At 37.5% G+C, this 24,002-nt stretch carries 21 protein-coding genes; 5 read left to right on the forward strand and 16 right to left on the reverse strand.

Annotation, left to right across the window (positions count from 1 at the left end; genetic code table 11):
* The first annotated feature begins 93 nt into the window (after positions 1 to 93).
* The gene (locus BDR01S_RS21355; protein WP_066248207.1) at positions 94 to 237 is read left to right on the forward strand and encodes a YvrJ family protein; all 144 of its coding nucleotides are present in this window, start codon (positions 94 to 96) and stop codon (positions 235 to 237) included.
* A 102-nt stretch (positions 238 to 339) separates the two neighbouring features.
* Here the strand turns inward: BDR01S_RS21355 and BDR01S_RS21360 are convergent, their stop codons facing one another.
* A complete protein-coding gene (locus tag BDR01S_RS21360; protein WP_235846629.1) occupies positions 340 to 834 on the reverse strand; it encodes a VanZ family protein in 495 nt (164 codons plus the stop codon).
* 179 nt (positions 835 to 1,013) lie between these two features.
* On the opposite strand from BDR01S_RS21360, the gene BDR01S_RS21365 reads away from it, so the two are divergent.
* Positions 1,014 to 1,814: a polysaccharide deacetylase family protein gene (locus tag BDR01S_RS21365; protein ID WP_066248210.1), complete on the forward strand. Its 801-nt coding sequence runs from the start codon at positions 1,014 to 1,016 to the stop codon at positions 1,812 to 1,814.
* A 92-nt stretch (positions 1,815 to 1,906) separates the two neighbouring features.
* The gene (locus BDR01S_RS21370) at positions 1,907 to 2,359 is read left to right on the forward strand and encodes a staygreen family protein (RefSeq protein ID WP_066248213.1); all 453 of its coding nucleotides are present in this window, start codon (positions 1,907 to 1,909) and stop codon (positions 2,357 to 2,359) included.
* Positions 2,360 to 2,833: 474 nt separating this feature from the next.
* Here BDR01S_RS21370 and BDR01S_RS21375 read toward each other — a convergent pair whose 3' ends face one another.
* From BDR01S_RS21375 to BDR01S_RS21390, 4 genes are all read right to left on the reverse strand, one after another.
* On the reverse strand, positions 2,834 to 3,244 hold the full coding sequence (locus tag BDR01S_RS21375; protein WP_235846630.1) for a hypothetical protein: 411 nt from the start codon (positions 3,242 to 3,244) through the stop codon (positions 2,834 to 2,836).
* Between the two features lie 195 nt (positions 3,245 to 3,439).
* Positions 3,440 to 5,215: an aminopeptidase P family protein gene (locus tag BDR01S_RS21380; protein ID WP_066248215.1), complete on the reverse strand. Its 1,776-nt coding sequence runs from the start codon at positions 5,213 to 5,215 to the stop codon at positions 3,440 to 3,442.
* The gene (gene eutH / locus BDR01S_RS21385; protein WP_066248218.1) at positions 5,199 to 6,320 is read right to left on the reverse strand and encodes an ethanolamine utilization protein EutH; all 1,122 of its coding nucleotides are present in this window, start codon (positions 6,318 to 6,320) and stop codon (positions 5,199 to 5,201) included. The genes BDR01S_RS21380 and eutH overlap by 17 nt, the downstream gene beginning before the upstream one ends.
* Before the next feature lie 40 nt (positions 6,321 to 6,360).
* Positions 6,361 to 6,942 carry a helix-turn-helix domain-containing protein gene (locus BDR01S_RS21390; protein WP_066248219.1) on the reverse strand — a complete coding sequence of 194 codons (582 nt, stop codon included), beginning with the start codon at positions 6,940 to 6,942 and terminating at the stop codon, positions 6,361 to 6,363.
* Between the two features lie 441 nt (positions 6,943 to 7,383).
* On the opposite strand from BDR01S_RS21390, the gene BDR01S_RS21395 reads away from it, so the two are divergent.
* Positions 7,384 to 7,692 carry a restriction endonuclease subunit S domain-containing protein gene (locus BDR01S_RS21395; protein WP_066248221.1) on the forward strand — a complete coding sequence of 103 codons (309 nt, stop codon included), beginning with the start codon at positions 7,384 to 7,386 and terminating at the stop codon, positions 7,690 to 7,692.
* A gap of 14 nt (positions 7,693 to 7,706) precedes the next feature.
* On the opposite strand, the gene BDR01S_RS21400 is transcribed toward BDR01S_RS21395, so the two are convergent.
* The 11 genes from BDR01S_RS21400 to BDR01S_RS21440 all read right to left on the reverse strand — a co-directional run bounded on the left by BDR01S_RS21400 (position 7,707) and on the right by BDR01S_RS21440 (position 23,124).
* Positions 7,707 to 8,933, reverse strand: a complete 1,227-nt coding sequence (locus tag BDR01S_RS21400) for an anaerobic sulfatase maturase (protein ID WP_066259484.1) — start codon at positions 8,931 to 8,933, stop codon at positions 7,707 to 7,709.
* An 8-nt stretch (positions 8,934 to 8,941) separates the two neighbouring features.
* A complete protein-coding gene (locus BDR01S_RS21405; RefSeq protein WP_082797535.1) occupies positions 8,942 to 11,125 on the reverse strand; it encodes an arylsulfatase in 2,184 nt (727 codons plus the stop codon).
* Between the two features lie 449 nt (positions 11,126 to 11,574).
* Positions 11,575 to 11,781 carry a conserved phage C-terminal domain-containing protein gene (locus tag BDR01S_RS26340; protein WP_169801469.1) on the reverse strand — a complete coding sequence of 69 codons (207 nt, stop codon included), beginning with the start codon at positions 11,779 to 11,781 and terminating at the stop codon, positions 11,575 to 11,577.
* Positions 11,782 to 11,790: 9 nt separating this feature from the next.
* Positions 11,791 to 12,291 carry a hypothetical protein gene (locus BDR01S_RS21410; protein ID WP_169801470.1) on the reverse strand — a complete coding sequence of 167 codons (501 nt, stop codon included), beginning with the start codon at positions 12,289 to 12,291 and terminating at the stop codon, positions 11,791 to 11,793.
* Between the two features lie 786 nt (positions 12,292 to 13,077).
* Positions 13,078 to 16,233, reverse strand: a complete 3,156-nt coding sequence (gene lacZ / locus BDR01S_RS21415) for a beta-galactosidase, LacZ type (protein ID WP_066248224.1) — start codon at positions 16,231 to 16,233, stop codon at positions 13,078 to 13,080.
* A 19-nt stretch (positions 16,234 to 16,252) separates the two neighbouring features.
* Positions 16,253 to 17,083, reverse strand: a complete 831-nt coding sequence (locus BDR01S_RS21420; RefSeq protein ID WP_066248226.1) for a carbohydrate ABC transporter permease — start codon at positions 17,081 to 17,083, stop codon at positions 16,253 to 16,255.
* Positions 17,083 to 18,000, reverse strand: a complete 918-nt coding sequence (locus tag BDR01S_RS21425) for a carbohydrate ABC transporter permease (RefSeq protein WP_235846632.1) — start codon at positions 17,998 to 18,000, stop codon at positions 17,083 to 17,085. The genes BDR01S_RS21420 and BDR01S_RS21425 overlap by 1 nt, the downstream gene beginning before the upstream one ends.
* A 62-nt stretch (positions 18,001 to 18,062) precedes the next feature.
* On the reverse strand, positions 18,063 to 19,334 hold the full coding sequence (locus tag BDR01S_RS21430; RefSeq protein ID WP_066248230.1) for an ABC transporter substrate-binding protein: 1,272 nt from the start codon (positions 19,332 to 19,334) through the stop codon (positions 18,063 to 18,065).
* Positions 19,335 to 19,561: 227 nt separating this feature from the next.
* Positions 19,562 to 20,590 (reverse strand): LacI family DNA-binding transcriptional regulator, encoded by a 1,029-nt coding sequence (locus BDR01S_RS21435; protein WP_066248233.1) that lies wholly within the window; start codon positions 20,588 to 20,590, stop codon positions 19,562 to 19,564.
* An 802-nt stretch (positions 20,591 to 21,392) separates the two neighbouring features.
* Complete coding sequence (locus BDR01S_RS25925; protein ID WP_169801471.1) at positions 21,393 to 21,536, reverse strand: hypothetical protein; 144 nt, start codon at positions 21,534 to 21,536, stop codon at positions 21,393 to 21,395.
* 217 nt (positions 21,537 to 21,753) lie between these two features.
* Positions 21,754 to 23,124 (reverse strand): MFS transporter, encoded by a 1,371-nt coding sequence (locus tag BDR01S_RS21440; protein WP_066248236.1) that lies wholly within the window; start codon positions 23,122 to 23,124, stop codon positions 21,754 to 21,756.
* 524 nt (positions 23,125 to 23,648) lie between these two features.
* On the opposite strand from BDR01S_RS21440, the gene BDR01S_RS21445 reads away from it, so the two are divergent.
* On the forward strand, positions 23,649 to 23,924 hold the full coding sequence (locus BDR01S_RS21445; RefSeq protein ID WP_066248239.1) for a CC/Se motif family (seleno)protein: 276 nt from the start codon (positions 23,649 to 23,651) through the stop codon (positions 23,922 to 23,924).
* The last annotated feature ends 78 nt before the right edge of the window (positions 23,925 to 24,002 follow it).

A 24,002-nucleotide genomic window follows, 5' to 3' on the forward strand; every position in this document is an offset into this window, starting at 1 on the left:
CTAATTTTATAATTTCCTAATCAATAAGGAAAAGAGGCCGGATTCATGATGAATCCAGCCTCTTTTTAAAAATAATAGAAGGAGGAGAGAAAAGTGGAACAGTTGATTCCAATCATCAGCCAGGTGGGATTCCCCATCGTTGTGACACTCTATTTGCTTTACCGAATTGAAGCAAAGCTAGATTTAGTCGTCCAATCAATACAGACACTTCCTGAGCGGATGAGAGAGAGAACTTAAATGAAAGAAGCCACCAGCCTCTACTTTCAAGTAGAAACTTGGTGGTTTTTTGTGTTTAGAAGAACGAGCTAAAAAACGTCCAAGAATCGTCCCCCTTGGGCATCAGTGTTTAGCTTTATGTTTAACAATTTTATTCACTAGTTGATAAATCCCAATTCCTACGACGGCCCCAGCACTATCAATGAAAACATCCTTTACCTGCGGACCTCTACCCGGAACAAAAATCTGGTGAAATTCATCTGAAGCGGCATAAACGACGCAAAGCCCAATAGCTAGAAGCAAGTTCTTACCTTCTGAGATTTTACCTTTTTTCAAAGCGTTTCGTACCAATATAGCAAGGATTAAGTAGGCAAAGAAATGCGCATTTTTTCTTACGATATGGTTTAATTGCTCCATATTCATATCTACCCCAGGAGTGATTTCATTCAATAGTTCGGTCAACTTTTCGGTTACTTCCGTACTAAGAGAGTTAGATTGAGTAGCTGGTTGAGCAGACATATTAAATATAAGGAACATCCAAACGAATACTAAAATCCAAGGTATGAGGGATTGGATTTTCTGATTAACTGACATTGTCTTTTCCATTTTATTTTGCACGTTAATTACTCCTAAAAAAATTTAATAAATCTTATTCTATCATTCTCGGACGAGAACTCCTATTATCTTCGGCAGATTACCAGTTATTTCAACACTCGAGGCGTGATTAGGCATGGTATTTGAATATTTTTAATAAAGACTTCAAATAATATGTTCATCATAGAGGAGGAAAGTATCCAATGAAAAAAATTTTGTTCATTACCAGCCTTTTATCGATTCTTTTATTCTCCTTTCAAGTAAATGCGACTGCATCCACTAATAGTCGAGAAGTATATGAAAAAACAGGGCGTGTTATTTGGGAAGTAAACACAAAGGAAAAGTTAGTTGCCCTTACTTTCGATGATGGACCTCATCCTGTTTTCACTTCACAAATACTTGATATATTGGCAAAACATGATGCGAAAGCTACCTTTTTTGTAGCTGGCAATAAAGTTGTCCGATTTCCTGATCTTTTAAAAAGAGAAGTGAGAGAGGGCCATGAAATTGCTAATCATACTTTCCACCATACTTATGGAAATATAACCTCGGCAAAACTATCATCCGAATTAGAAGAAACAGATAAAATGATTAACCAATTCACTGGTTTAAAACCTTCACTCTATCGGCCTGTAGGAGGCTTTTATAATGATGTAATTATCAATACAGCTTTAAAGAATGGTAAAACAGTCGTATTATGGTCATGGGGTCAAGATTCCCGTGATTGGGCAGATCCTCCGGTAAATCAAATGTGCAGTTATATAAAAAATGGAATAAAGCCAGGTAATATTATTCTTTTTCATGATTGGCATGGTAGTGAGTATACTCAAACCTGTTCTACCGTTAAAGCATTAGATAACATTTTGGACTTTTTAGACAAGAACGAGTATAAAAGTGTAACTGTATCTGAATTGCTCTCCCGTTCAACACAACTAATTCCAGAATCTTTCGGAATCTATCCTTCAAAGAAAGGAAGAACTTCTCACATTGATTTAATATTTTAATTGAAATTTTACATATTTTATAAATCAAGAAATATCGAATGAATAAATTCTAATGAGCATATTGATAAAAAAAGCTGATTGGAGTTGATTGCTTGACCAAATTCATTCCAGAAAAACTATCTGTGGAATACCTGGATGGTGTGACTGCTACGGAACCTATTATTCCAAGATATTATACACTAACTCACTCTGATTTATCTGGTGAACTATTTTTAGCAATCGGAAAGAAGTATGCCTGGGATAAAATCAATCCTATGAGGGATGAGGTATTAGGTGAATGGAAAACAAACGGAAATACCTTCTATTACTGTGTCTATTTATATATCGATCAAGGACAAATTAACCAAGATGCAGCAGCAAAACGCAATGAAATATTTAGGCGTGAATTACCGCTGGCATTATCAGCGATTCGATACGGCGATCGTTTTTTATTCGACGCCTACCCAAATCTAGATCATGCTTCAATCATAGTTAATTTTATGTCCGCCTACCCTCAATTTGCTAAACAAGAGAGTTGGGGGAATTTCCGCAGGTTTTCCATTTAGTAAGTATGGATCCCCCTTGTGATATCCAGAATCAAAGGGGGTGTTTGTTCAATCTACTAATCTAATGAAAGGGATTGTATGTTCTCGTTAATTTTTATTCTCAAGGTTTAAAAACCTCATTTCCCTGTGATACAGTTCTCCGCAACGCATCTAAATAAGGGTTTCTTGGAAAAAATACTAAAACCCGCCTTTCATCTCACTTCCTTTAAATAAGAAGTCTTTTCCTTAATTGAGTAACAAGCGATAGTAAAATAATCGGAGATTTTCCGGTTAAATAAAGAATGAAGCTCGTTTAGGGGTAAATAAGGGGAGATTTTCCGGTTAAGCAAGGCAAAATCCTCTAATTTCCAGTTTTTCGAGTCAATAGGCGGAATCTCTCCGTCTATTTGGAGTATTTTTAATATGATTTACTAATTAAGCGGAATTGTTCCGTCTATTTATCAGATCGGGTGCTTAACTTAATCCCCCCATCAATCAGATTGGGTGCTTAACCTGTTCCCCCAACCGATAAGAGCCGATCCTCACGCTCCCAGATGCGGGAATCAACATCTTTTTATCGACTAGTTTAGAAAGTACTTTTTTTACCGTCTTGTCACTTAGCTTTAAGCACTTCTCGACTTCTACAGGGGAAATGGCTTCTCCTTTTCGAATCGCTAGCCGAAGCACTTCCTTTTCGACAAAGGACAGAGATGTCTGGTCCAGTTCATCACCCATCCACCGGCCAATCACTTGCTGAACAATCTGTTGGCATCGTCGAGGCTTCTCTTTAACGTCGGTATCTACATAAAATAACGTAGATACCAAAGTTAAGAAACAGGAGAGATGACCAAAAATATGCAAATAATTATTCATCACTTGGTATTTTTGACTTGTTATTATTTTCATGAATCCAAAACCCCATTTACTTATGATACGGTTCTCCGTAATATATCTAAATGAGTTTTATATAGTAGGCAAATATTTTCTCATGCCAGTAGCTATCGACGTATTTCCTTGCTTCATTAATCTTAAAATTAATTCGCTATTGTTTATTATTTATCCCAAAATATTGTCCTATTGTGTTAGATAAGCAATACCTATTTATATTTCCCTAGTTTCTTCCCTTAGCCATGCTCTCTCTTCTTCATTTAAATAAGGAGCTAGCTTTGTGTATACCTCTTGATGATAACTGTTTAACCATTGCTTTTCACTCTCTGTTAACATATCTTTATTGATACCGGCTAAATCGATAGGGCAATACGTGATTGCTTCAAACTTCATAAATTGACCAAACTCTGTTTTCTCGTCTTCAACTACTACCATCATATTTTCAATTCTAATTCCATATTTACCTTCAAGGTATATTCCTGGTTCATTCGTAATAATCATGCCTTTTTCTAATACAACATGATTATTATTCCTTATGCTTTGTGGTCCTTCATGAACATTCAAGAAAAAACCTACCCCATGTCCTGTACCGCATTTATAGTCTAAACCATACTGCCAAATTGGTTGTCTTGCTAAAACATCTAAGTTAGAGCCTGTTGCTCCGTATAAATATTTTACTGAGCTTAATGCAATAAATCCTTTTAACACCAATGTAAAATCTCTTTTTTGTTCATCGGTAAGTTTTCCTAAAACAATCGTTCGTGTAATATCTGTTGTTCCATCATAATACTGTCCGCCTGAATCAATTAAAAAGAGACCTTCATTCTTAAGAGTATATTGCGTTTCTTTATTGGCTTTATAATGCATCATCGCAGCATGTTCTTTATAACCTGCTATCGTATCAAAGCTAGGTCCAACATATCCTTCCTGCTCTCTTCTGAAATCTTCTAATCTTTCTTCTGCAGTAATCTCTGTAATTTCTTCTTTGTCTACAAAGTTCTTTAGCCATTTTATAAATTTCACCATGGCTAAACCATCTTTTATTTCACACCATTTTAAATTTTTTATCTCAACTTCATTTTTAATAGCTTTTAAATTAGTCGTGATGTTTGGACTTTCAATTTTCTTTGTATTACTGTTAATGGCATTATATAATCTGATATTTGTTTTATCCGTATCTAAAATAATGGCATCTTCGATTGAAAGATTTTCCAAGAATATTTGTATTTCATGATTCACTTTTAACTCGATTCCTTCAGCCTCCAGTTCTAATTTAACCAAAGAGGGAACCTTGCAAGAATCAATAAATAAATAACATTTATGTTCTGCTACGATAACATTAGCTATTACAACTGGATTGTTAGGCACATCCGCCCCTCTTATATTCAAAAGCCATGCAATGTCATCAAGGGAAGTTAAAATATAATAATTTGCTCCTATATTTTTCATTTCTTCTCTTACTTCATTTAATTTTTCTACGCGTGATTTACCTGCATATTTTACGTCATGAGTAAAAATGGGTCCTTTAGGAATCTCCGGTCTATCTTCCCACAGATTACCAATTAAATCTTGATTCATTTTTAATACAATTCTCTTTGCTTTTAGATCTTTTTCCATCTTTTTAACCATATTAATTGAAAAAACATTTCCATCAAAGCCCACAATGCTTCCTTCTTTAAGAACATCTGCGAGCCATTCTGTATAAAATGGTACCCCTGGATCCACCATTCTGAATAATCTGATTCCTGAGCTATCAAGCTGCTTTTCAGCTTGAATATAGTATCTGCCATCTGTCCATAACCCAGCATCCTCTAATGTAATAACTACAGTACCTGCAGACCCTGTAAATCCTGATATCCATTGTCTACCTTTCCAATGGTCTGCTACATATTCACTCTGATGTGCATCAAAACTGGGAATTATATAAGCATCCATTTGATTTTCTTTCATTAGCTGCCTTAGCTTTTCGACCCTATCCCTGATATTCATTACAATTACCTCCATTTTCCTTATGACTAAATTGTTTACTTTCACGATCATACAGCCATACGGCTAGTACTATACTAATTATTCCGGCTGTAAGCTTTGATATTATAAACGCTCCTAACATTTCTGGAGCTACTCCTGACACAAATCCAAATTGACCACCAAATACAAATGCTCCACTTACTCCAAAGGCAGTACATACCACTTTTCCTTTAGGATTCATTTCCTTATATGTTCCAAATATCAACAGATTACTAGCCAAATTTCCTAGAATCCCCGCTACTGACACTGAATTAATTCCAAATTTCTCCCCTATTTCTTTAAAACTATTTTTAAAAATTCGATTAATAAGTGCTAGCATAGGATATGCCCCACCTAAAACAAATGCGATCTTGCCAACTATAACAGTAGATTCAGATAGTGGTGCTAATCCTGAGACAAGCCTTACACCAAATATCACATCTATACCTTGTAAAAGTAATCCAACAGTACTCAAACTCATTATAAGCTTTCCAAATACATTAAAAACTTTTATAAAAACATGAGGAGCTTTTAATAATCCTGCCCCTAAAATAATGGCAAAAACAAATATAGGTACCAGATTCCATACTAATATATTGATATCTATTTTTTGCCATAAGCCTGCTGCAAGACATCCTATTGGTATAGTAATAATTCCAACCAACACACCCTTAGAAAAATATTTTTCATCCTCTTTAGAAAGCATCCCTAACGCGACAGGTATTGAAAAACAAATTGTGGCTCCTAAAGTAGATGCGATGATAATTCCTGCGAATGCCCCCATTTCCTTTGTCAATGCTAGCTCATTAGCCATTTGATAGCCCCCCATATCTATAGCTAAAAATGCTGCAGGAACGATAGAAGGATCTAGATGAAGAACTTTACAGATTGGAATAATCTCAGCGGCTAAAAAATTTGTAAATATAGGGGCTAAAGAAAGAATTCCTATCATCCCAAGCCCTAAAGCCCCCATGGTCTTTATGCCTTCCTCAAATTTCTCACCCAGTTTCAAATGATTTCCGGTAATATAATCAATAGCTCCGATTACAAAAAAAGAACCGATTAGATATAATACAAATTTATCCATTGTTATTATCACTTTCTATTAACTTTATATAATGTCTTTACTAATCATCATCTGTAGTATACAACCCACTATTGTAGATATAATTAGGAGTATTAACAGCTATGAGCTTGACCTTTTTGTTAGTATAATTAGCCCAATTGTGGTCAATATTTGAGTCCATATGAACACTGTCACCAGGATACACTTCATGCCTCTTACCATTTATGTAAACTGTTAATATACCCTCTAAAACATAAATGAACTCTTCTCCCTCATGCTTATAGGATAATATTTCTTCATCTTTTTTTTGTGGAAGAATTTCTATAAGCCTTGGAACAAGTTGTTTATTTTCCAAATTTGTACTTAAACTATACTTAATAAAACCACCTTCTACTGAATCCATCATTTCTTGTTCATAACTTCTTAAAACCATATCGTTCCTTTTAAGTGGATAATCAAAAAAATGTGTTAAATGTACTTCCAAAATATCAGCTAGTTTTTCAAGTGAATCAACTGCTATGGTAGTAAGCCCCCTTTCTAATTGAGACAAAAATCCAACAGATAGTTCGCTTTTTTCACTTAACTCTTTCAAAGTAATTCCTTTTTCAGTCCTCAATTTCTTTATTTCCATTCCTATATTCATCACTTCACCCCGAATTTCATATTCGTGAATAATATAATATATATAAGTGCAATACGCAATCTACTATGAAATAATTTCATAAATATGAAATCTATTTAATTAACGTTATCATATATTCTCTCAAGAACAGCCCGTAGAATTACACAATCTGGCACAAAAAAAAGACCCTTGATCTATTAGATCTATGCGCCTAGATTGTTAAATAATAAAATACGAAAAAGAGCTGGAGGAGAGCTTTAAACTCCAGAAAAGAGTTCTTCTAGAATATATAAAAAACAAAAAACTCAAGGTCATTAAACTAAACCCTTACCAATTGTATGATTATTACACAATTCCTGAAGCTCTTCTTTATGATTTAAAATTAACAAATACACAATTAGATTTCCTAATATATTATTCCCAGTCTGTTATCGAGGATTACATCCGTTTATTTCCAGCTAGATGGCTTATATTAAAGAGTCATTAGAAGGAAAAATGCAACTTCAACAAGAAAAAATCGACTTGCTGAAGGAACAGAAAAAAATAATCCAAGTCCTTTCAACTTTAGATAATAAAATTAATTTAGAACAAGCAAAATATGAAGAACTAGTTAAACAAAAAAATACTTCATGCATCAAATGTTTATCTAATCAAAACAGCACCTTCCACACAAAATGGAACGGTGCTGTTTCTGTTTTTCATAAAAAACCTCATTTACTTATGGTACGGTTCCCCGTGATAAATCAAAATGAGGTAAAAACCCTCCTTTAACTAAAAATAATACATTATTTCATAAGTATTTCTTTAATAAAGGAGGCTGGGCTTCCATCTTGCAGCAACTGCCTCATTAATTTCATATAAGGATCAATATAGCTAAAATATTTTTTATAGGATGCACATAAATAATTCAATCCTGGTTCATTGTCTTCGGAAACTAGAAATCTATGTTTCGGGCATTCACCGTGACAGGCAAATCGAACAGGGCAGCTTTTGCATACGGAAGGAAGTGTGTCACGCTTCTTCTGGCCAAAGACAAGCTGTGATGGCAGATTAATCATGTTTACAAGGTCGTCTTTTATATTTCCTAATCGGTATTCCGGATAAACATAATGATCACAAGAATATAAATCTCCATTGTGCTCCATCACCACTGCCTGCCCGCACTCTTCTGCAAAAATACAAATGGGTGACGGAATTCCTACCCAGGAAGCTAATGCCCATTCAAAATTCATGACAAAAATAGATCCTACATCCTGCTGAACCCACTCATTAAATATGTGAATAAGGAATTCCCCGTACATTTCCGGTTCTACCGTCCAAGGGGTTACGGTTTGTTGGGATTCTTCCATTAAAAGTGAAGGAGGGGTTGCATGATTTAGAGACAGCTTTGTAGCTCCTTCATTCACTTCTCGTTCAACAATGGGGATAAACTGTATATATTGAATGCCTTGGTGCTTGAAAAAGTGATAAATTTCCATCGGCTTATAAGCGGAATTTCTTGTAACGCAGGTAAGAACGTTAAATTGTACATCATGTTTCTTTAACAGAGAAAGCCCCTTCATGACCAATCCAAAAGTAGGCTTCCCACCACGGTCAGTCCGGTACTTGTCGTGAATGTGCTCTGGTCCATCTATGCTTATCCCTACTAAGAAACGTTCGGCTGAAAAGAATTCACACCATTGATCATTTAATAATGTCCCATTCGTTTGAATCGTATTGGTGATTTGTTTCCCGTTCGCATACTTTTTTTGCAATGCTGCAGCTTTTGAGAAGAAATCCAAGCCCATTAGAGTTGGCTCTCCTCCCTGCCAGGCAAACACAATTTCCTTGGTATTTTGAGAGGCAATATACTGTTTAATATACGACTCTAAAACACCATCAGACATTTGAAAGGAATGGTTTTTCGGAAATAAAACCTCCTTTTCCGTGTAAAAACAGTAATTGCAATCAAGATTGCAAAGCGAACCAGTCGGCTTAGCTAGAATGTGGAAACTGTCCAAATGGACCGCCACCTTTCTATTTAAAGATATTGAATCGTTCCATTTATTTGAATGCAAATATCTCTCTTAAATTCCCTATAAAGTTCAATAACCGCTTTCTTGATTTGCCCGCTAAACGGAAATTCTGGCACTGGGTAGTTAGCACTTACAGCAGACAATCGATCCCGCCCTATATCCAATCCCTCAACAGAAATTATAAAAGGCAATGTACGGGGCATGAAAATTGTGCCAACCTGCTGGCTATTGATCGAAAGGCTGCCCATACCACTTGTTTCTTGACCTCGTTTAAAATCAAATATTATGGTTGAATTTCCAATTGGCACTTGAGCTGGAGATTGAATATGATAGACTGTGCCAACATAATTATATTCATAGAATAGGTAGTTATCTTTTATATAGAGGGAATATCCGCTTGAGTGATTGCCATGGGCAATTAATACTCCTTGTTCTGCAGGATTAGAACGGAAGATGGGAATGCTAATGGAATAGGAAGAACGTGTGATAATCGGTGCGGCAGTCGATGGCAAATGAGCCATGCCTGGATAGAAAATAAAGGTAGTTCTTCCCTCCTGCAAGCCGAAATATCCTTTTCTGTATGGATTGTCATTTAGAGGCAGCACGCCATACTTCTTCGCTTCCTCCCACCATATTTGTTGAAGCTCTTTTAATTTTTTAGGATACTTTGCAGCCAAATTATACTTTTGTGAAAAATCCTGATCTACATGGTATAGCTCCCAGTGATCTTCCTCAAAAGGTACACCTCTTTCATGGTAAGTGACAGCCATCCACCCATCCTGCCAGATGGCACGATGTCCAAGCATTTCAAAATATTGATTTTTTCTCTTTGACGGGGCTTTTGACTCTGTGAATGTATTCAACATACTGACACCATGTAGCGGCATTTGTGTCACACCGTCATATATGGACGGGGCCTCAATTTGTAGAAGGTCAAGGATAGTAGGAGTGATATCGATTGCATGATAAAATTGGGAACGTATTGATCCTGGGTCTGAAATCCTTTGAGGGCATTGGATGATGAGGGGGACATGTGTCCCACCATAAAACGTATTTTGTTTATAATATTTAAAAGGCGTATTACATACCTGCGACCATCCTTTAGGATAATTAGGGCTTGTCAAAGGCCCTCCTATTTCCTCCACATGTTCATACATTTCATTCACACTTTCCTCGATACCATTGAAATGGGCAGAATCATTAATCGAACCATTCCAACCTCCTTCTTGGCTTCCTCCATTATCAGAAAGTAAAACAATAATCGTATCATCAAGCTTGTTTTTTAATTTTAAAAAATTTAGCAGTCTGCCAATTTGCTGGTCTGTGTGAGTAAGAAAGCCCGAATATGTCTCTTGAAATTTGATAAACAATCTTTTTTCTTTTGGTGTTAATTCATCCCAGGATTTAATTCCTGGATTACGTTCAACCAGTTCCGTTTTAGGCGGAATGATCCCTATCTCCTTTTGCCGTTTGAAGCGATCTTCCCTTATGCGGTCCCATCCTTTATCGTAAACACCCTTATATTTTTCGATGTATTCCTTTGGTACCTGATGAGGCTCATGCAGCGCCCCGAAGGCTAAATATAGGAAAAATGGACGGTCCGGAGTAACAGAGATGTGATCAGTCAAAAACTCTACTGTTTTATCAACAAGGTCCTCAGATAAATGATAATTAGATTTTTCAGGCTTCTGTACGCGATGATTATCATATACTAAATCCGGCGTATACTGGTCTGTTTTTGCTATTAAAAAGCCATAATACCGTTCAAATCCTTTTGAAAGCGGCCAGTTCCCAAAGGGGCCGCTTGAAGCGGCCTCATGACCTGGGACAAGGTGCCACTTCCCAACCATATAAGTAGCCATCCCATTTGATTTTAAAATTTCAGCCAGAGTGGCAGCAGAATTTGAAATTCTTCCCCGTTTATTAGGATATTCAGGTCCCCAATCTATATCCGAAACCATTCCCACCCCCACCGAGTGACAGTTTCGCCCTGTCAGCAAACAGGCACGAGTAGGAGAACACAAAGGAGTGACTGTAAAGTTATTGTACCTAAGTCCATTTTCGGCTACCGAATTAATATAAGGTGTCTCAATCTCTGAACCATAGCAGCCTAAAGCTGAATAACCTACATCATCTAGAACGATATAGATGACATTAAGCTCAGCCTTCTTGTTTAAACTGTTAGGCATCTCCTCATCTCCTATATCATCTTTCCACGCATATACATTGGCTTCAGACAAACGATGTATATTTAGAACTTTATGAAAGGGACAATTTTATTATGAATTGAATTGTAATATTAAGTGCCATATCTAAAAGACAGCAAGTACCCATAAAGCGCCAAAGGACAAGGGGGGCTAAGAGCCGTTTTAATATTAGAAGTTCCATTCAAAAACACCCAAAAGAGGTTAAAAAAACAAGAAACGGTTGGTCACTGGGAGTTGAACGGTTGCTTCATGCCACGGGAACATAGACGGCTTATTGCGTGTTTGTCCCAAAAGGAACCAGCTTAGCTAAGGTATCACAGAAAAAATTGAATAAGACGTTGACCTTATTCTATGAGAAAGGTTTAAATTGGAAAACTGCATACTCAGCGTTTCAGAAGGAATTGTCGCACTTAGATTGGTAAATCCTTTTTTTAGTCGTCAAAGTTAAAATCCTCCTCAGACATTTTCTTCTTTCCTTCTTGCTGATTGAGATAGGCTTCAAATTTTGTCCCAAATAGCGTCTCTGGACGTAGAAACTTATTCCACTTAGGATCAGACTGCCATTCTACTGACTTTATATCAATGACCCTTTTAAAATCCTCGAGCGTAAACCCTTCTCCATACCTGGCATGAATCAATTCCTTTGTTTAATTCGAGCCTGCTCTAAAGTTCTTCCCTGTCTTCTCATTTAAATATTGGATAATTTCATCAAATGGGATGATCTTTTTCACAGATGGACTGACATCCATTTCCTTCGTATTCTCCGCCACTTCCTCCGTTGCAAAATCCGGAGTAGGACTAGCTGGACGTTCAATTGTGCTGTCTTCATGCTCTTGCAGTTGATCATAGTCAATGCTGTACCATTTCGTCTTGTCCATTTTCATCGCATTAAAATTTGCAGACAGAAGTAACCCCTTCATCTCTAATGAATGAATCGTCCGCTTAATGGTACTGACCGACCAAAAGGGAAGCTGCTTCTGCCACTCCTCATAAGTGTTATACACCCAGGTTCTTCCCTCAATCTTATGCTTACTAATTCCGAGCCAATAATGTATTTGCTGCAGCACCACAGCCTCATTTAAACCAATCTTCACCGCCAAACCTGGGATAATCATGACTGGACTTTCCTTAATCAACAACCTACTCATCTGAACCTCTCCTTTAAGCTTTTTTGTAAAGGAACCTTGATTCGATCGTAAGATGATTTCAGCCCACCGATTGGCTTACGTTCCTTCTACCTCTTATATAGAAACGAGAATGTAAAAAGGGCAGGGGATATTTTTGGTGAGTTCGGATAAAAAAGGTCAGTCCCCACTGCTTTCTTTTAAATAAGAAGTCTTGTCCTCCGTTGAGTAATCAACGAAAGGTAAATAAGCGGAGATTTTCCGGTTAAATACAGAATGAAGCTCGTTTAGGGGTAAATAAGGGGAGGTTTTCCGCTTATGCAAGTCAAAATCCTCTAATTTCACGTTTTTCGAGTCAATAGGCGGAATCTCTCCGTCTATTTAAGCTAATTTTAGGGCTATTTACTAATTAAGAGAAAATTCTCCGTCTATTTATCAGATTGGGTGCTTAACCTGTTCAGCAAGTGATTGGCCGGTGGATGGGTGATGAACTGGACCAGACATCTCTGCCCTTTGTCGAAAAGGAAGTGCTTCGGCTAGCGATTCGAAAAGGAGAAGCTATTTCCCCTCGGAGATGAAAATTTTATTACGGGTTTACTTTAGAGGTGCAAACAAGTAAATCGCAAATATAAACGCACTGGAATTCACCTATGAATGCGTTACAGTCACCGGAATCAAGAGTAATCGACCGCAATGTGACAGATTACACCCTTGCCTAATAAGGAAGAGAGGCCGGATTCATAATGAACCCAGCCTCTTTTTATGATATATGACAGGCACGGGAAACCAGTAGTAAAAACGACTAAGCCATTACCGTTTCTGCAATTCTTCTTTCGGTTGATGTGTTACACTAGGAAACCTCTTACTTAAAGCAATAGGTGAATGGGCATTTTCATCATATGGCAGCATCGAAAATGCAAATTCAAAGTTTTCGTTTTCCAAGCGATATTGTTCCTGCACTTCTTGACCACAGCTGGCTGAGCCCAGCCCGTATTGCTGTTTATCCACATGTAAGGTGATATACGGCTGTTTAAATAGGTCACTTGTATGCTTGGCGTCCTCCAACTGTTCAACCGTATAATAGCTTGCAGTGAAATCAAAAGTGGATCCACTGATGAACAATCCTTTTCCACTCTCTTCTGTAAAACTTGCCCATTTGGTTTGATGGCGATTCCCGTTTTCTTGCGGGACCACATACGGCGTATGCAAGTCAGCAACGGTTGATGACCAAACGTTCATCTTCGACGCCTGCCTGCTATCACTATAAGCTTCATTTGGTCCTAGACCATACCACTGCACGTAATCGTAGGTATCTTCTACCACCATCTCCACACCAATTCGCGGCAGATACTGAGGTCCCTCACCAGATTTCACGCCCTTGATCTCAACTACAATTCTTCCATTCGCATCGATGGTATAGCGATAGGTCACATGGAATCCCCACGCAAGAACCGGTGGTGCCAGTTTGGCTTCACACTGAATGACAACGGACTGGAGATCTTCACTGATGGAGACGTCCGTTCCGATTATTCTATGTTGAATGGCATGTACGCTAAATTCCTTCCATCGTTTGGTAACGGAGCTTGCGTTGAACTCTACAGAACCCAATAAATCATTATCGGTCGGTGCTCTCCAAAAATGTAACCTTGGTCCTTTCGACATCACTAGCTGACTATCAAAACAAAAATCTTCGATTCGTCCATTTTGTTTATTAAAGGTCAATTCAAAGTCAGGTCCAGTTATTTTCGTGGTGGTAGTTTTATCTTTAACCGTTAATTGGCCTGAATAGTGTGGTTCAATCGGAGCAAAACGAGCGATTGGGAGTTCATATTGAGACCACGCAACCGGATGACCTGAACCAGCCCATCGTGTATTTTCTTTCGTCTTCCAAACGAGATTTAACCAATAATCTGTATTTTCCTTCACCACAGTCGGCAGATGGATCGGTAAGTCAACCACTTTGGCTGTGTTTGCAGGAATGTCTGGAACATCGACTATTCCACCTTCAAGGATTTGCCCGTCAGCTTCAATAAACCACTCACATTGTAACGTTGATAAATTGGAAAAATCAAATCGATTTTGGATTAGTATGGTGTTTTCTTTATCATTAAAATCGGATGTGATGACAGGTTCAATCACCTTTTTAAATTCAGCTAATGCCGGAGATGGCTCACGATCCGGCCGAATCAATCCATCGATCACAAAGTTTCCATCATGTGGTGCCTCTCCAAAATCTCCGCCGTATGCAAAATATTCCTTACCCTCTTCTGTATATTGGCGTAAACCGTGATCAACCCATTCCCAAACAAAACCGCCCTGTAATCGATCATAGGCATAAAAGGTCTCCCAATATTCTTTGAAACCACCTGGGCCATTTCCCATTGCATGGGCATACTCGCATAAAATATGGGGCTTGTTTAAGTAGGTTAATCCCCCGATTACCTTCAGTTTTTCAATTGGTGTATACATGGACGTATGAACATCTGTTGCGACTGGATCCTTCGTTGGGACAAAGTCATCCGCTAGCAGCATTTCCCTTGTCTCCCCTTCATAGTGGACCAGTCTGGAAGGGTCTCTTCTTTTTGCCCATTCATACATCGCCACATGATTTTGTCCAAAACCGGACTCATTCCCTAATGACCACATAATGACGGAAGGATGATTTTTATCTCGTTCTACCAACCTTTCCATTCGATCTAAATAGGCATGTTTCCATGCTGGATCATTACTTAATGCATGTGGCTGCCCAATCCTAGTCAACCCATGACACTCAAGATCAGCCTCATCTATCACATAAAAGCCAAATTGATCACAAAGATCATAGAACCTCGGGTCGTTAGGATAATGCGCGGTTCGGATGGCATTAATGTTATGCTGTTTCATTAAAACTAAATCGTCAATCATGGAACGTAATGGGACAGCCCTTCCGTAATCAGGATGGGCATCATGTCGATTTACGCCTTTAAACATAATGGCTACACCATTCACGAGTAATTGACCGCCTTTAATCTCAACTGTTCTAAATCCGCATTTTTGTGGAATAACTTCTACCACTTCCCCTGCAGGATTTAGTAGAGTAACCACCACATCATATAAGAAGGGAGTTTCAGCATTCCACGACTTCACCTGTCCCAAATGGATCGAACCTGTCACCGTTTCGCTCACTACACCTTGTTTGTGTAAAGCAACAACAGTGCCCTCCTGTTGGATTTCCACTTCCACTGTATGATCTTGATACACTCCTGATAAAGCAATCTCAATATCAAGTCGGCCATCTTGATAGTCATGTTCTAAAGTGCCATTCAAAAACAAATCACGGATATGCACATCTGGTTTCGAGAGAATGTAGACATCCCTAAATATTCCGCTTAACCACCACATATCTTGATCTTCAATATAAGAGGATTCGGTCCATTGATAGACGCGTACCGAGATCCGATTCTCGCCTTCTCTTACAAAATCAGTTATATCAAACTCTGAATGAAGTCGGCTGCCTTGACTATACCCTACGAAACACCCATTCACCCAAACATGGAAAGAGCTATCAACACCCTCAAACATGAGGTGTAACTTCCCCTGTAAAGCTTCTTTTGTGACATAAAAGGTTCGGCTGTATGATCCCGTTGGATTCTCAGATGGAATATACGGAGGTTCAACTGGAAAAGGATACTGGACATTTGTATAATGCGGTTTTCCGTATCCTTTTAATTGCCAATGAGATGGAACGCTAATATCCGCCCAATGATCAGTGGAGTAATCCTCCTGGTAAAAGTCACTCGGTGATTCCATCGGTGAGTTCGCGTAATGAAATTTCCAATTGCCGTTGAGCAATAGGAAACTCTGTGAGTCTCCTCGCTCATACGTCAGGGCTTCTTGTTTACTTTTATAGCTAAAAAAGGTTGACCTAGGATGCAGTCGATTCTTATGTAACACGTTCAAGTTTTCCCAATCATTTTGTAAACTCATCTTCATTCTCCTCTCGATATTACCCTTTAACAGAACCCCCATATATTCCGCTGATAAAATACTTTTGCAATAATAGGAATAAGATTAATACCGGCACGATACTGATAACCGTTCCCGCTAATACTTGACCATAATAGACGACCTGGCCTGGAGCCACTAATTGGGATAATAGAACAGGTAACGTTGTACTTTCTCTATTCTGTAAAATAATAAGCGGCCACAAATAATTGCCCCATTGTTGGATAAAACTTAATATGCCTAAAGCAGCTAATGGCGGTAAGGATGTAGGCAAAATAATTTTATGAAAAATGGACAATTCACTAGCTCCATCAATTCTCGCCGCTTCTATCATTTCAGTCGGAATACTCATCATATTTTGCCTCATAAAAAAGACCCCAAAGGCATTCGCAAGCGCTGGTAAAATGACCGCCTGTGGTTGATCTTGCCAGCCGAACCCGATGATCATTTTGAACAAGGGAATTAATGTTACTTGGTGTGGCAGCATCATCGTCACTAATACGATAACAAACATGATATTTTTCCCTTTAAACTCATATTTTGCGAAGGCATACCCTGCAATCGCACACAAATAAAGGGTCGCAATTGTAAAAATAGTAGAGATGAGTAAACTATTACCCAAGGCACTCCAAATAGGGGCTGAATCCGCTAGTCCGGTTATGTTATTCATAAACTCCCCACTCGGTAATAACTTGGGTGGACTTTGAAAAATGTCACTATCTGATAGCGTAGAACCTACAAACATCCAATAAAACGGATACACAGAGGCGATACTAGCAATAATTAAAAATAGATATCCTGCTGATTTTTTTAAGAAGGATGGTCCTTTCATTAAATCTCTCCTCCTTTTGAAACCTTGATTTGGAAGAAGCTAATAATCCCAACGATAATGGTAATAATATACGCCGCGGCTGATGCATAGCCAAATTGGAAGCTTTGAAATCCAAATTGATAAAGGTACATAATAGGTGTATTGGTAGCATTGTTTGGTCCGCCCGCGGTTAATAAGGAAGGCTCCGTAAATAATTGAATCGTCCCAATGGTAGAAAGAATTCCACAAAACAACAGGATTGGTTTTAACATGGGAATGGTGATCTTAAAGAATTGGGTGAATTTGTTGGCCCCATCTACGTCAGCAGATTCATACAACGAGTCATCAATCGTTGTGATTCCCGCCAGCAAAATAATCGTATTATAACCGGTCCATCTCCATGTCACTGCAATAATAATTAACACTTTCGACCAGAACGGGTCACTAAACCAATGAATAGGGTCAATATGAATCAGTCCTAAAAGGTAATTCATCATTCCGTATTGCTCATTAAAAATAAGGGTAAAGACAATGGAATAGGTGACTAAATCAATTAATACCGGCAAAAAGATAAATAATCGAAAGATGGCCTTTCCCTTAATAAATTTGGAGTTTAATAGGACAGCTAATAATGTTCCTATAATGAGCATGAGCGGTACTTGAACAATTAAAATGATAAATACATTGGATAGTGATTTCCAAAATAATCCGTCTGTTAAGATGTTTTTAAAGTTTTCAAGACCTACCCATTCTGCCTGGTTTCCTTGAGCAGAGGTAAAGGATAAATACAATGATTCAAAAATGGGATACACCATGAAAATGGCAAACACGATGAAAAACGGTGATAGAAATAGGTAGGGAGTTAATATTTTTTGATTCCATTTTTTCTTACTAACAACAGAAGGTTTTGTCATTTTTCCAACAGCTGTTTCCCTCATTTTGGCACCTCCTATGAAAGGAGTAGGTGTTCAACTATCAAACACCTACCTTATTAGTTTTTCTAATGATTTACTTTAAGCTTAGTAGATTTCGAAATAGATTCTGCAGTAGTTCCCATCATTTTCTTTACATCATTTCCCGCTAACACACCATCAATCATATCTTTAAGCGGTTTCGTTGCATCTAACATAATCGGACCATATTCCATATCTTTAATGGTTGTGGTTTGTTTCGCAAAGAAAGGATATAATTCCATTCCAAAATACTCATCTTTTGAATTAAATGCTTCACTTTTATAGAAAGGAGTATAGGAAGGGAAAAGTCCGTATTTTAGCATGATCTTTTGGCCCTCGTCTGTCGTTAACACATATTCAATAAATTTAAATGCTGCATCCGCATTTTTAGACTGTTTTGACACTGCTAAGACGGAGCCGCCTAAATTGGCTTGTGTATTTCCACCCACTTCAAAAGCTGGAATCGGAACGATGCCCCATTTACCTGCTTGTTTTTCAACAGAATGGCTTAATGTTCCCGCATACCATACAGGTAAAATAACACTGGCAACTTTATCGTTCGTTAACGCCGGAATTCGTCCATTGCCATCGTGAACATTAATGGCGATGCCCTCATCTTTCATTTTCTTTTGAAGTAAAAGTGCTTTTTCTGATTCCGGTGAATTCACATTAATTTTTCCATCTTTCACATAAGAACCACCCAATTGGTTTAAGAAGATTTCATAAAGATTAAAATCATCGGTATAGAGGGTCATCGCTGTGTCAGGGAATGTTTCTTTTAATTTCTTACCTGCTTCAATATAATCGTCCCATGTTTTCACCGATTCAACATCTATGCCTGCTTTTTCAAATAAATCGGTTCGATAATATAAAGCCGTTGGACCTACATCCCATGGCATGGCATATATTTTTTGATCTTGTGTAACGCTTTTCCAAGAAGACTCAATAAAATCATCTTTATATTTTTTCGTTTCGTCTGTTATATCCACAAATTGATCAGGAAACTTCTGAAGAAATGCCGGAAAATCCCTTGCTTGTGTTTGAATAATATCCGGAGCTCCTGTCCCTGCTGCTAAGGCTGGGGTAACTTTAGAATATCCAGTATCTGTATGTAGCACTTCCACTTTTATATCTGGGTACTTTTTGTTAAATCCCTCGATTTGTTCTGTTAAAGCATCCGCAGCGGCATTCCAGGATGCCACAGTAATGGTAGCTTTTCCTTCAGTAGAACTAGCCTTTTCATCTTTTCCACTACTACATGCTGTCAAAAAAACAGTTAGAACCAATAATAGTGACAACCATACTGATAACCTTTTCATTTTTTTCGCTCCCCTTTTTTAAAATTAGTTATGGTCACGTAACCACACTGTGAAAAAAATTAACGTGGTCACGTAACCACGTTGCAGAAAAAATAATATGGTTACGTGACCACATTATTTAGTAAAATATCCTTTGAAGCCATCTTGCATCGATTTATTCAATTAGATATTTTCTTCCTGCTATGTTTTAAAATAGATTATTTTGTAACCGTTGTCAATGGAAATTATTAGATTACTAAATTTTTTACTGATTCTCTTTCCTTCAACATCACTTCCACTTCAATACTTTGCTCAATAGTATTTTCATTGTGAATTTGGTCCATCAATTGCTGAACTAACATTCTGCCAATTTCCCTTTTTGGAATATTCATCGTGGTCAACGTTGGTGTTACGATTTTAGCTAGCTCAATATTATCAACACCTATGACTGAAATATCCTCAGGAACCTTTTTCCCACTTTCGATAATCGCCCTTATTGCTCCAGCTGCTAACAAATCATTAGACGCAGCTACAGCAGTAAAATGTTGTCCTTTATCCAATAACATCTTGATTGCTTCATAACCGGTCGACAATTTATCTTCATACATTTCAATAAATATTCGATAATAATCCTTGATCGGTAAGTGATGTTCCTTCATAGCCATTTCATAACCCATGTATCTTGAATTACTGTTTCTTTCTTTACTATAATAATGGCCTAAAAAAAGAATTTCATTATGTCCATTAGCTATCAAATATTCTACAGATTGCCTCATTACCTTCTGTAAATCGATATATACATGAGGAAGTCCTGCTTCACGAGGAATGTTTATTTTTTCAATTCGATCCCAATAGATGGACAATGGCACCTTTTGCATACTTTCGAGAAGTTCTTTAATCATAATTAATTCATGAGATGCCAGCAGAATCATGCCATCATAAGGGCCTTCTAAAACTTGCTTTAAATAATTTTGTTTTCTATTCGTAATATTATATAAAGATAACGAATATCCGAGCTCAATCGCCATTTCCTCAATCCCCATAAACATTTCTGCAAAAAAGGAGTTACTAATAGCGGGGGAGATACAAGCAATTTGTCGATAGGATTTCGTCCGTAAATTTTGTGCCGCTCGGTTCGGTATGTAGTTCAGTTCGGCAATGGCCGCTTCTATTCGTTTTCTTGCTTCGAAGGCAACATACCCGTTATTATTGATGACACGCGATACTGTTGATGGTGAAACTCCTGCCTTTAGAGCCACATCTTTTCTGGTAACCATACACACTCCCCTTTTATCTATATAACCGATTACCTTTTATATTGTACCTTGTATTGTTGCCTTTATCTAGTATCTAGTCATTCCTTCCCTCAATCCCCTTTTCCACTTTGTTGTCGTATGAATATCGCCATGACTGCATGCCACTCGTGCCATAGGTTAGTGACACTAGAAGATTGAAGGTGAAGGGCCACCCGGATAAAAAGTATTCTGCAAGTAGTCAGAGGGAACCGTTTTGAGTAACCATCGAAAGGTAAATAAGCGGAGATTTTCCGGTTAAATACAGAATGAAGCCCATTTAGGGGTAAATAAGGGGAGGTTTTCCGGTTAAGCAAGGCAAAATCCTCTAATTTTCCTTTTTTTGAGTCAATAGGCGGAATCTCTCCGTCTATTTGGAGTATTTTTGATATGATTTACTAATTAAGCGGAATTGTTCCGTCTATTTATCAGATTGGGTGCTTAACCTGTTCCCCCAATCGGTAAGATCTGACCCTAATGTTCAGCCATCATTTTCAGCTCCTTGGTAGGGAATAGTATTGGAAGTTCTGTGATAGGTACTTCCATTTTACTATAAAAATGGTGGTCTTTTTTATTATTTAAACCTATTTACTATACTAGGCAACGGGAACGCGCCTCTTTCCACACAAAAAGGACCCACACTGCATTGCCTGGTGATCTCTTTTCATATTCCCTTTTAAAAGGGAATTTTTTTGTGTATAATTGACATATAATAAAAAAAGAGAGAAGTGTTGTACCACTTCTCTCCTGCAACCTCTACCGTCAGGGTGATGGTTGTTAAAGTCTGTTATTTGTGCGAACCACCCTTTTGCTTCCAACGGCGCGGGGTGGTTTTCTTGTTTTCTAGAACGTTTTTCCTAAAGAAATATGCGATTAATTCACGCATAACTCCCTTCAGAACTTCTCGTAGAATTTCAAGAAATGTTTCCATGGTCATCACCTCCTTTCCAAAAAAGGAAAGAAGATCAACAACCAACCACCCTCACAATTTCAGTTGCACCTCTATATTATCATTTATCGCCTCTCTAACAACCTATCAATCTTCGACAAATATCGGGGCGTGACTGGCAACGGGATTAAGGTTAGTACCGCCAGAACCGTCCCCATGGTCTCGATAGAACTGTACGGGAAAAGAGAAACTTCCTATTCTATTGTTTACCTATTAAAGCTTTGTTCTTTGTAATGAAGACTATTCCCGGAATCATAATAACTGATACGATTAATAAGACCGAGGTCATTGAATTTTTATTCACATCATTTATTCCAGATGCAAACATCACACCATATAAACTAGAGGCAAGGATGTTCCCTATAAATCTAGATGTCATCAGTAAACCCGAAGCAATTCCACTTTGTTCTTTCTTAACAATAGAGTAGAGAAGGTTTTGTGAACCTATGTTAAGTACTCCATTACTTATTCCAATAATGGCTAATATCGTGAACAACCAGACTAGAGCGGAGGTATTATTGAAAGTTAGTAATAAACCAACACCTACAATCCCTACTATGGCACCAAATATTAACGGGGTTCTGAATCCAATACTTTCTATCCAACGGGTCGCAATAGGAGTCATCAACAAAGCAAATACAGAAATAGAAAGCATCATTATTCCTGCTGTTTTGGAGTCAAGCATGAGTACATTTTGTAAATAAGTGGGCATGAAAAGAAGCATAGCGAAAAAAACAATGGTTGCTAATATATATTGAACATAAATGAAGGAGACATTTAAGTTTTTGGTTAAAAAACCAACATTGATAAATGGCTCCGTTCTCTTTTTTTCATAGTAATAAAATATAAGGGTAATCATGATTGACAGAATGAAGGTCCATATATTGAAACCTCTTTCTAATGATTGTAAAAAGACCATCCAACAAGACATGAGTGAACCAAACAAAATAATCCCGATAATATCCCATTTGAATGTTTTTTCCTCATTCTTTATGTCTTTGGGAATATATTTTAAAGCAAGCATCGCAGACATAATGATAACAGGAAAGTTAACATAAAAGATAATAGGCCATCCGCCATACTGAATTAATAATCCACTTATCGTTGGTCCAAATGCTGCTGAAGTGGTTGCAAATACAGCTAATGTAGCGATTACTCTATTTTGGTTTTTACTAATATAAACTCGAACCATCCCTATTCCGGCGGGATAAAGAGCGGATGTCCCGATTGCTTGTATCGTTCTCATTCCAACTAAAAACAACATATTTTGAGATAACGGAGCCAAAAGGGAAGAAATAGCAACAAAAATCAATCCACATAGAAAGATTTTCTTCCTTCCGTAAAAGTCACTTAATTTACCGATAAGAGGTAAAAAAACAGCACTTACAATGAAATAGGAAGCAATTAACCAAGAAATATCTCCTGATGTAAGTAGAAACTCATTTTGGATTGATGGCAATGCTACCGTAATCATCGTCGTATTTAATGGGTTTAAAATGACTCCTAACGCAATTGCCACTATTAATAACCTTGGATTTTTAACTACAAATTCATTATGAATCACTGACATAAATTTTTATCTCCTATCTCGATATCCTATTAAAAAAGACGTAATGGTACTTTCCACGATTTACTTTCCTACTTTCTTTACTTTCGAAATCAGTCAGTTGACTAGCTGGATTCGTAACAATAGTTAAAAATTGTTTAAGGTCTAAGTATACTCTATGTATTTGCCATTGTCCTCTCAACCTTTTTCTTGTGCTGCTATTCCATTTTTATAGTTATCATATGTTCACGGAATTAATATTAATTAGTTTAGAAATAGTTCACAAAATCTTTAGATATCACAACGATATAATTGCCGCTTAATAAAAGCTTCCTGCCTTAAATGAAAAATGAGCGCTTATCCTTGTTCAAGGATAGCGCACGATTGTGGTCAGAGGGGACATTCACAATTACTAAGACAAGTAGATGGGGATTCTACAAATCTTGACATATATTGGGCGGTGGCTCTGTCATCCGATTTTTTTAAAAAATTTGATATTTTTCTATATTATACTAGATAATAGGATTAATAGAAGGGGTGGAAGATCGGTGAATATTGAAATCGATTCAGGAGCAAAAGAATGGATTGCATTGAAAGGTAATGAGCTAACAGTAAAAACAATGGAAGTAAAGGCTTGCTGTGCTCCTGGAGTCCAGGATCTGGTAGCCGTCCCTGGAAAGCCGAAAAAAATAACTAGCTTTCATGAATTTATTATTGATGATGTCTCCATTTATGTACAAAAGAGTATTAGAGGCAAGGAAAAACTCATGCTCAAATTATCTGGTTTTAGTCTTTTAAAATCTATTTCTGCAAAGCTTCAATAAGGATCCTTTTAAAAAAAGGCTGTGTTAAACTTGTCTGTTGATTTCCGCTTCATGCGCACAGCGCTGCGCGGGCGTGCT

This window comes from Neobacillus drentensis NBRC 102427 (assembly GCF_001591445.1).
GTDB lineage: Bacteria > Bacillota > Bacilli > Bacillales > Cytobacillaceae > Neobacillus > Neobacillus drentensis.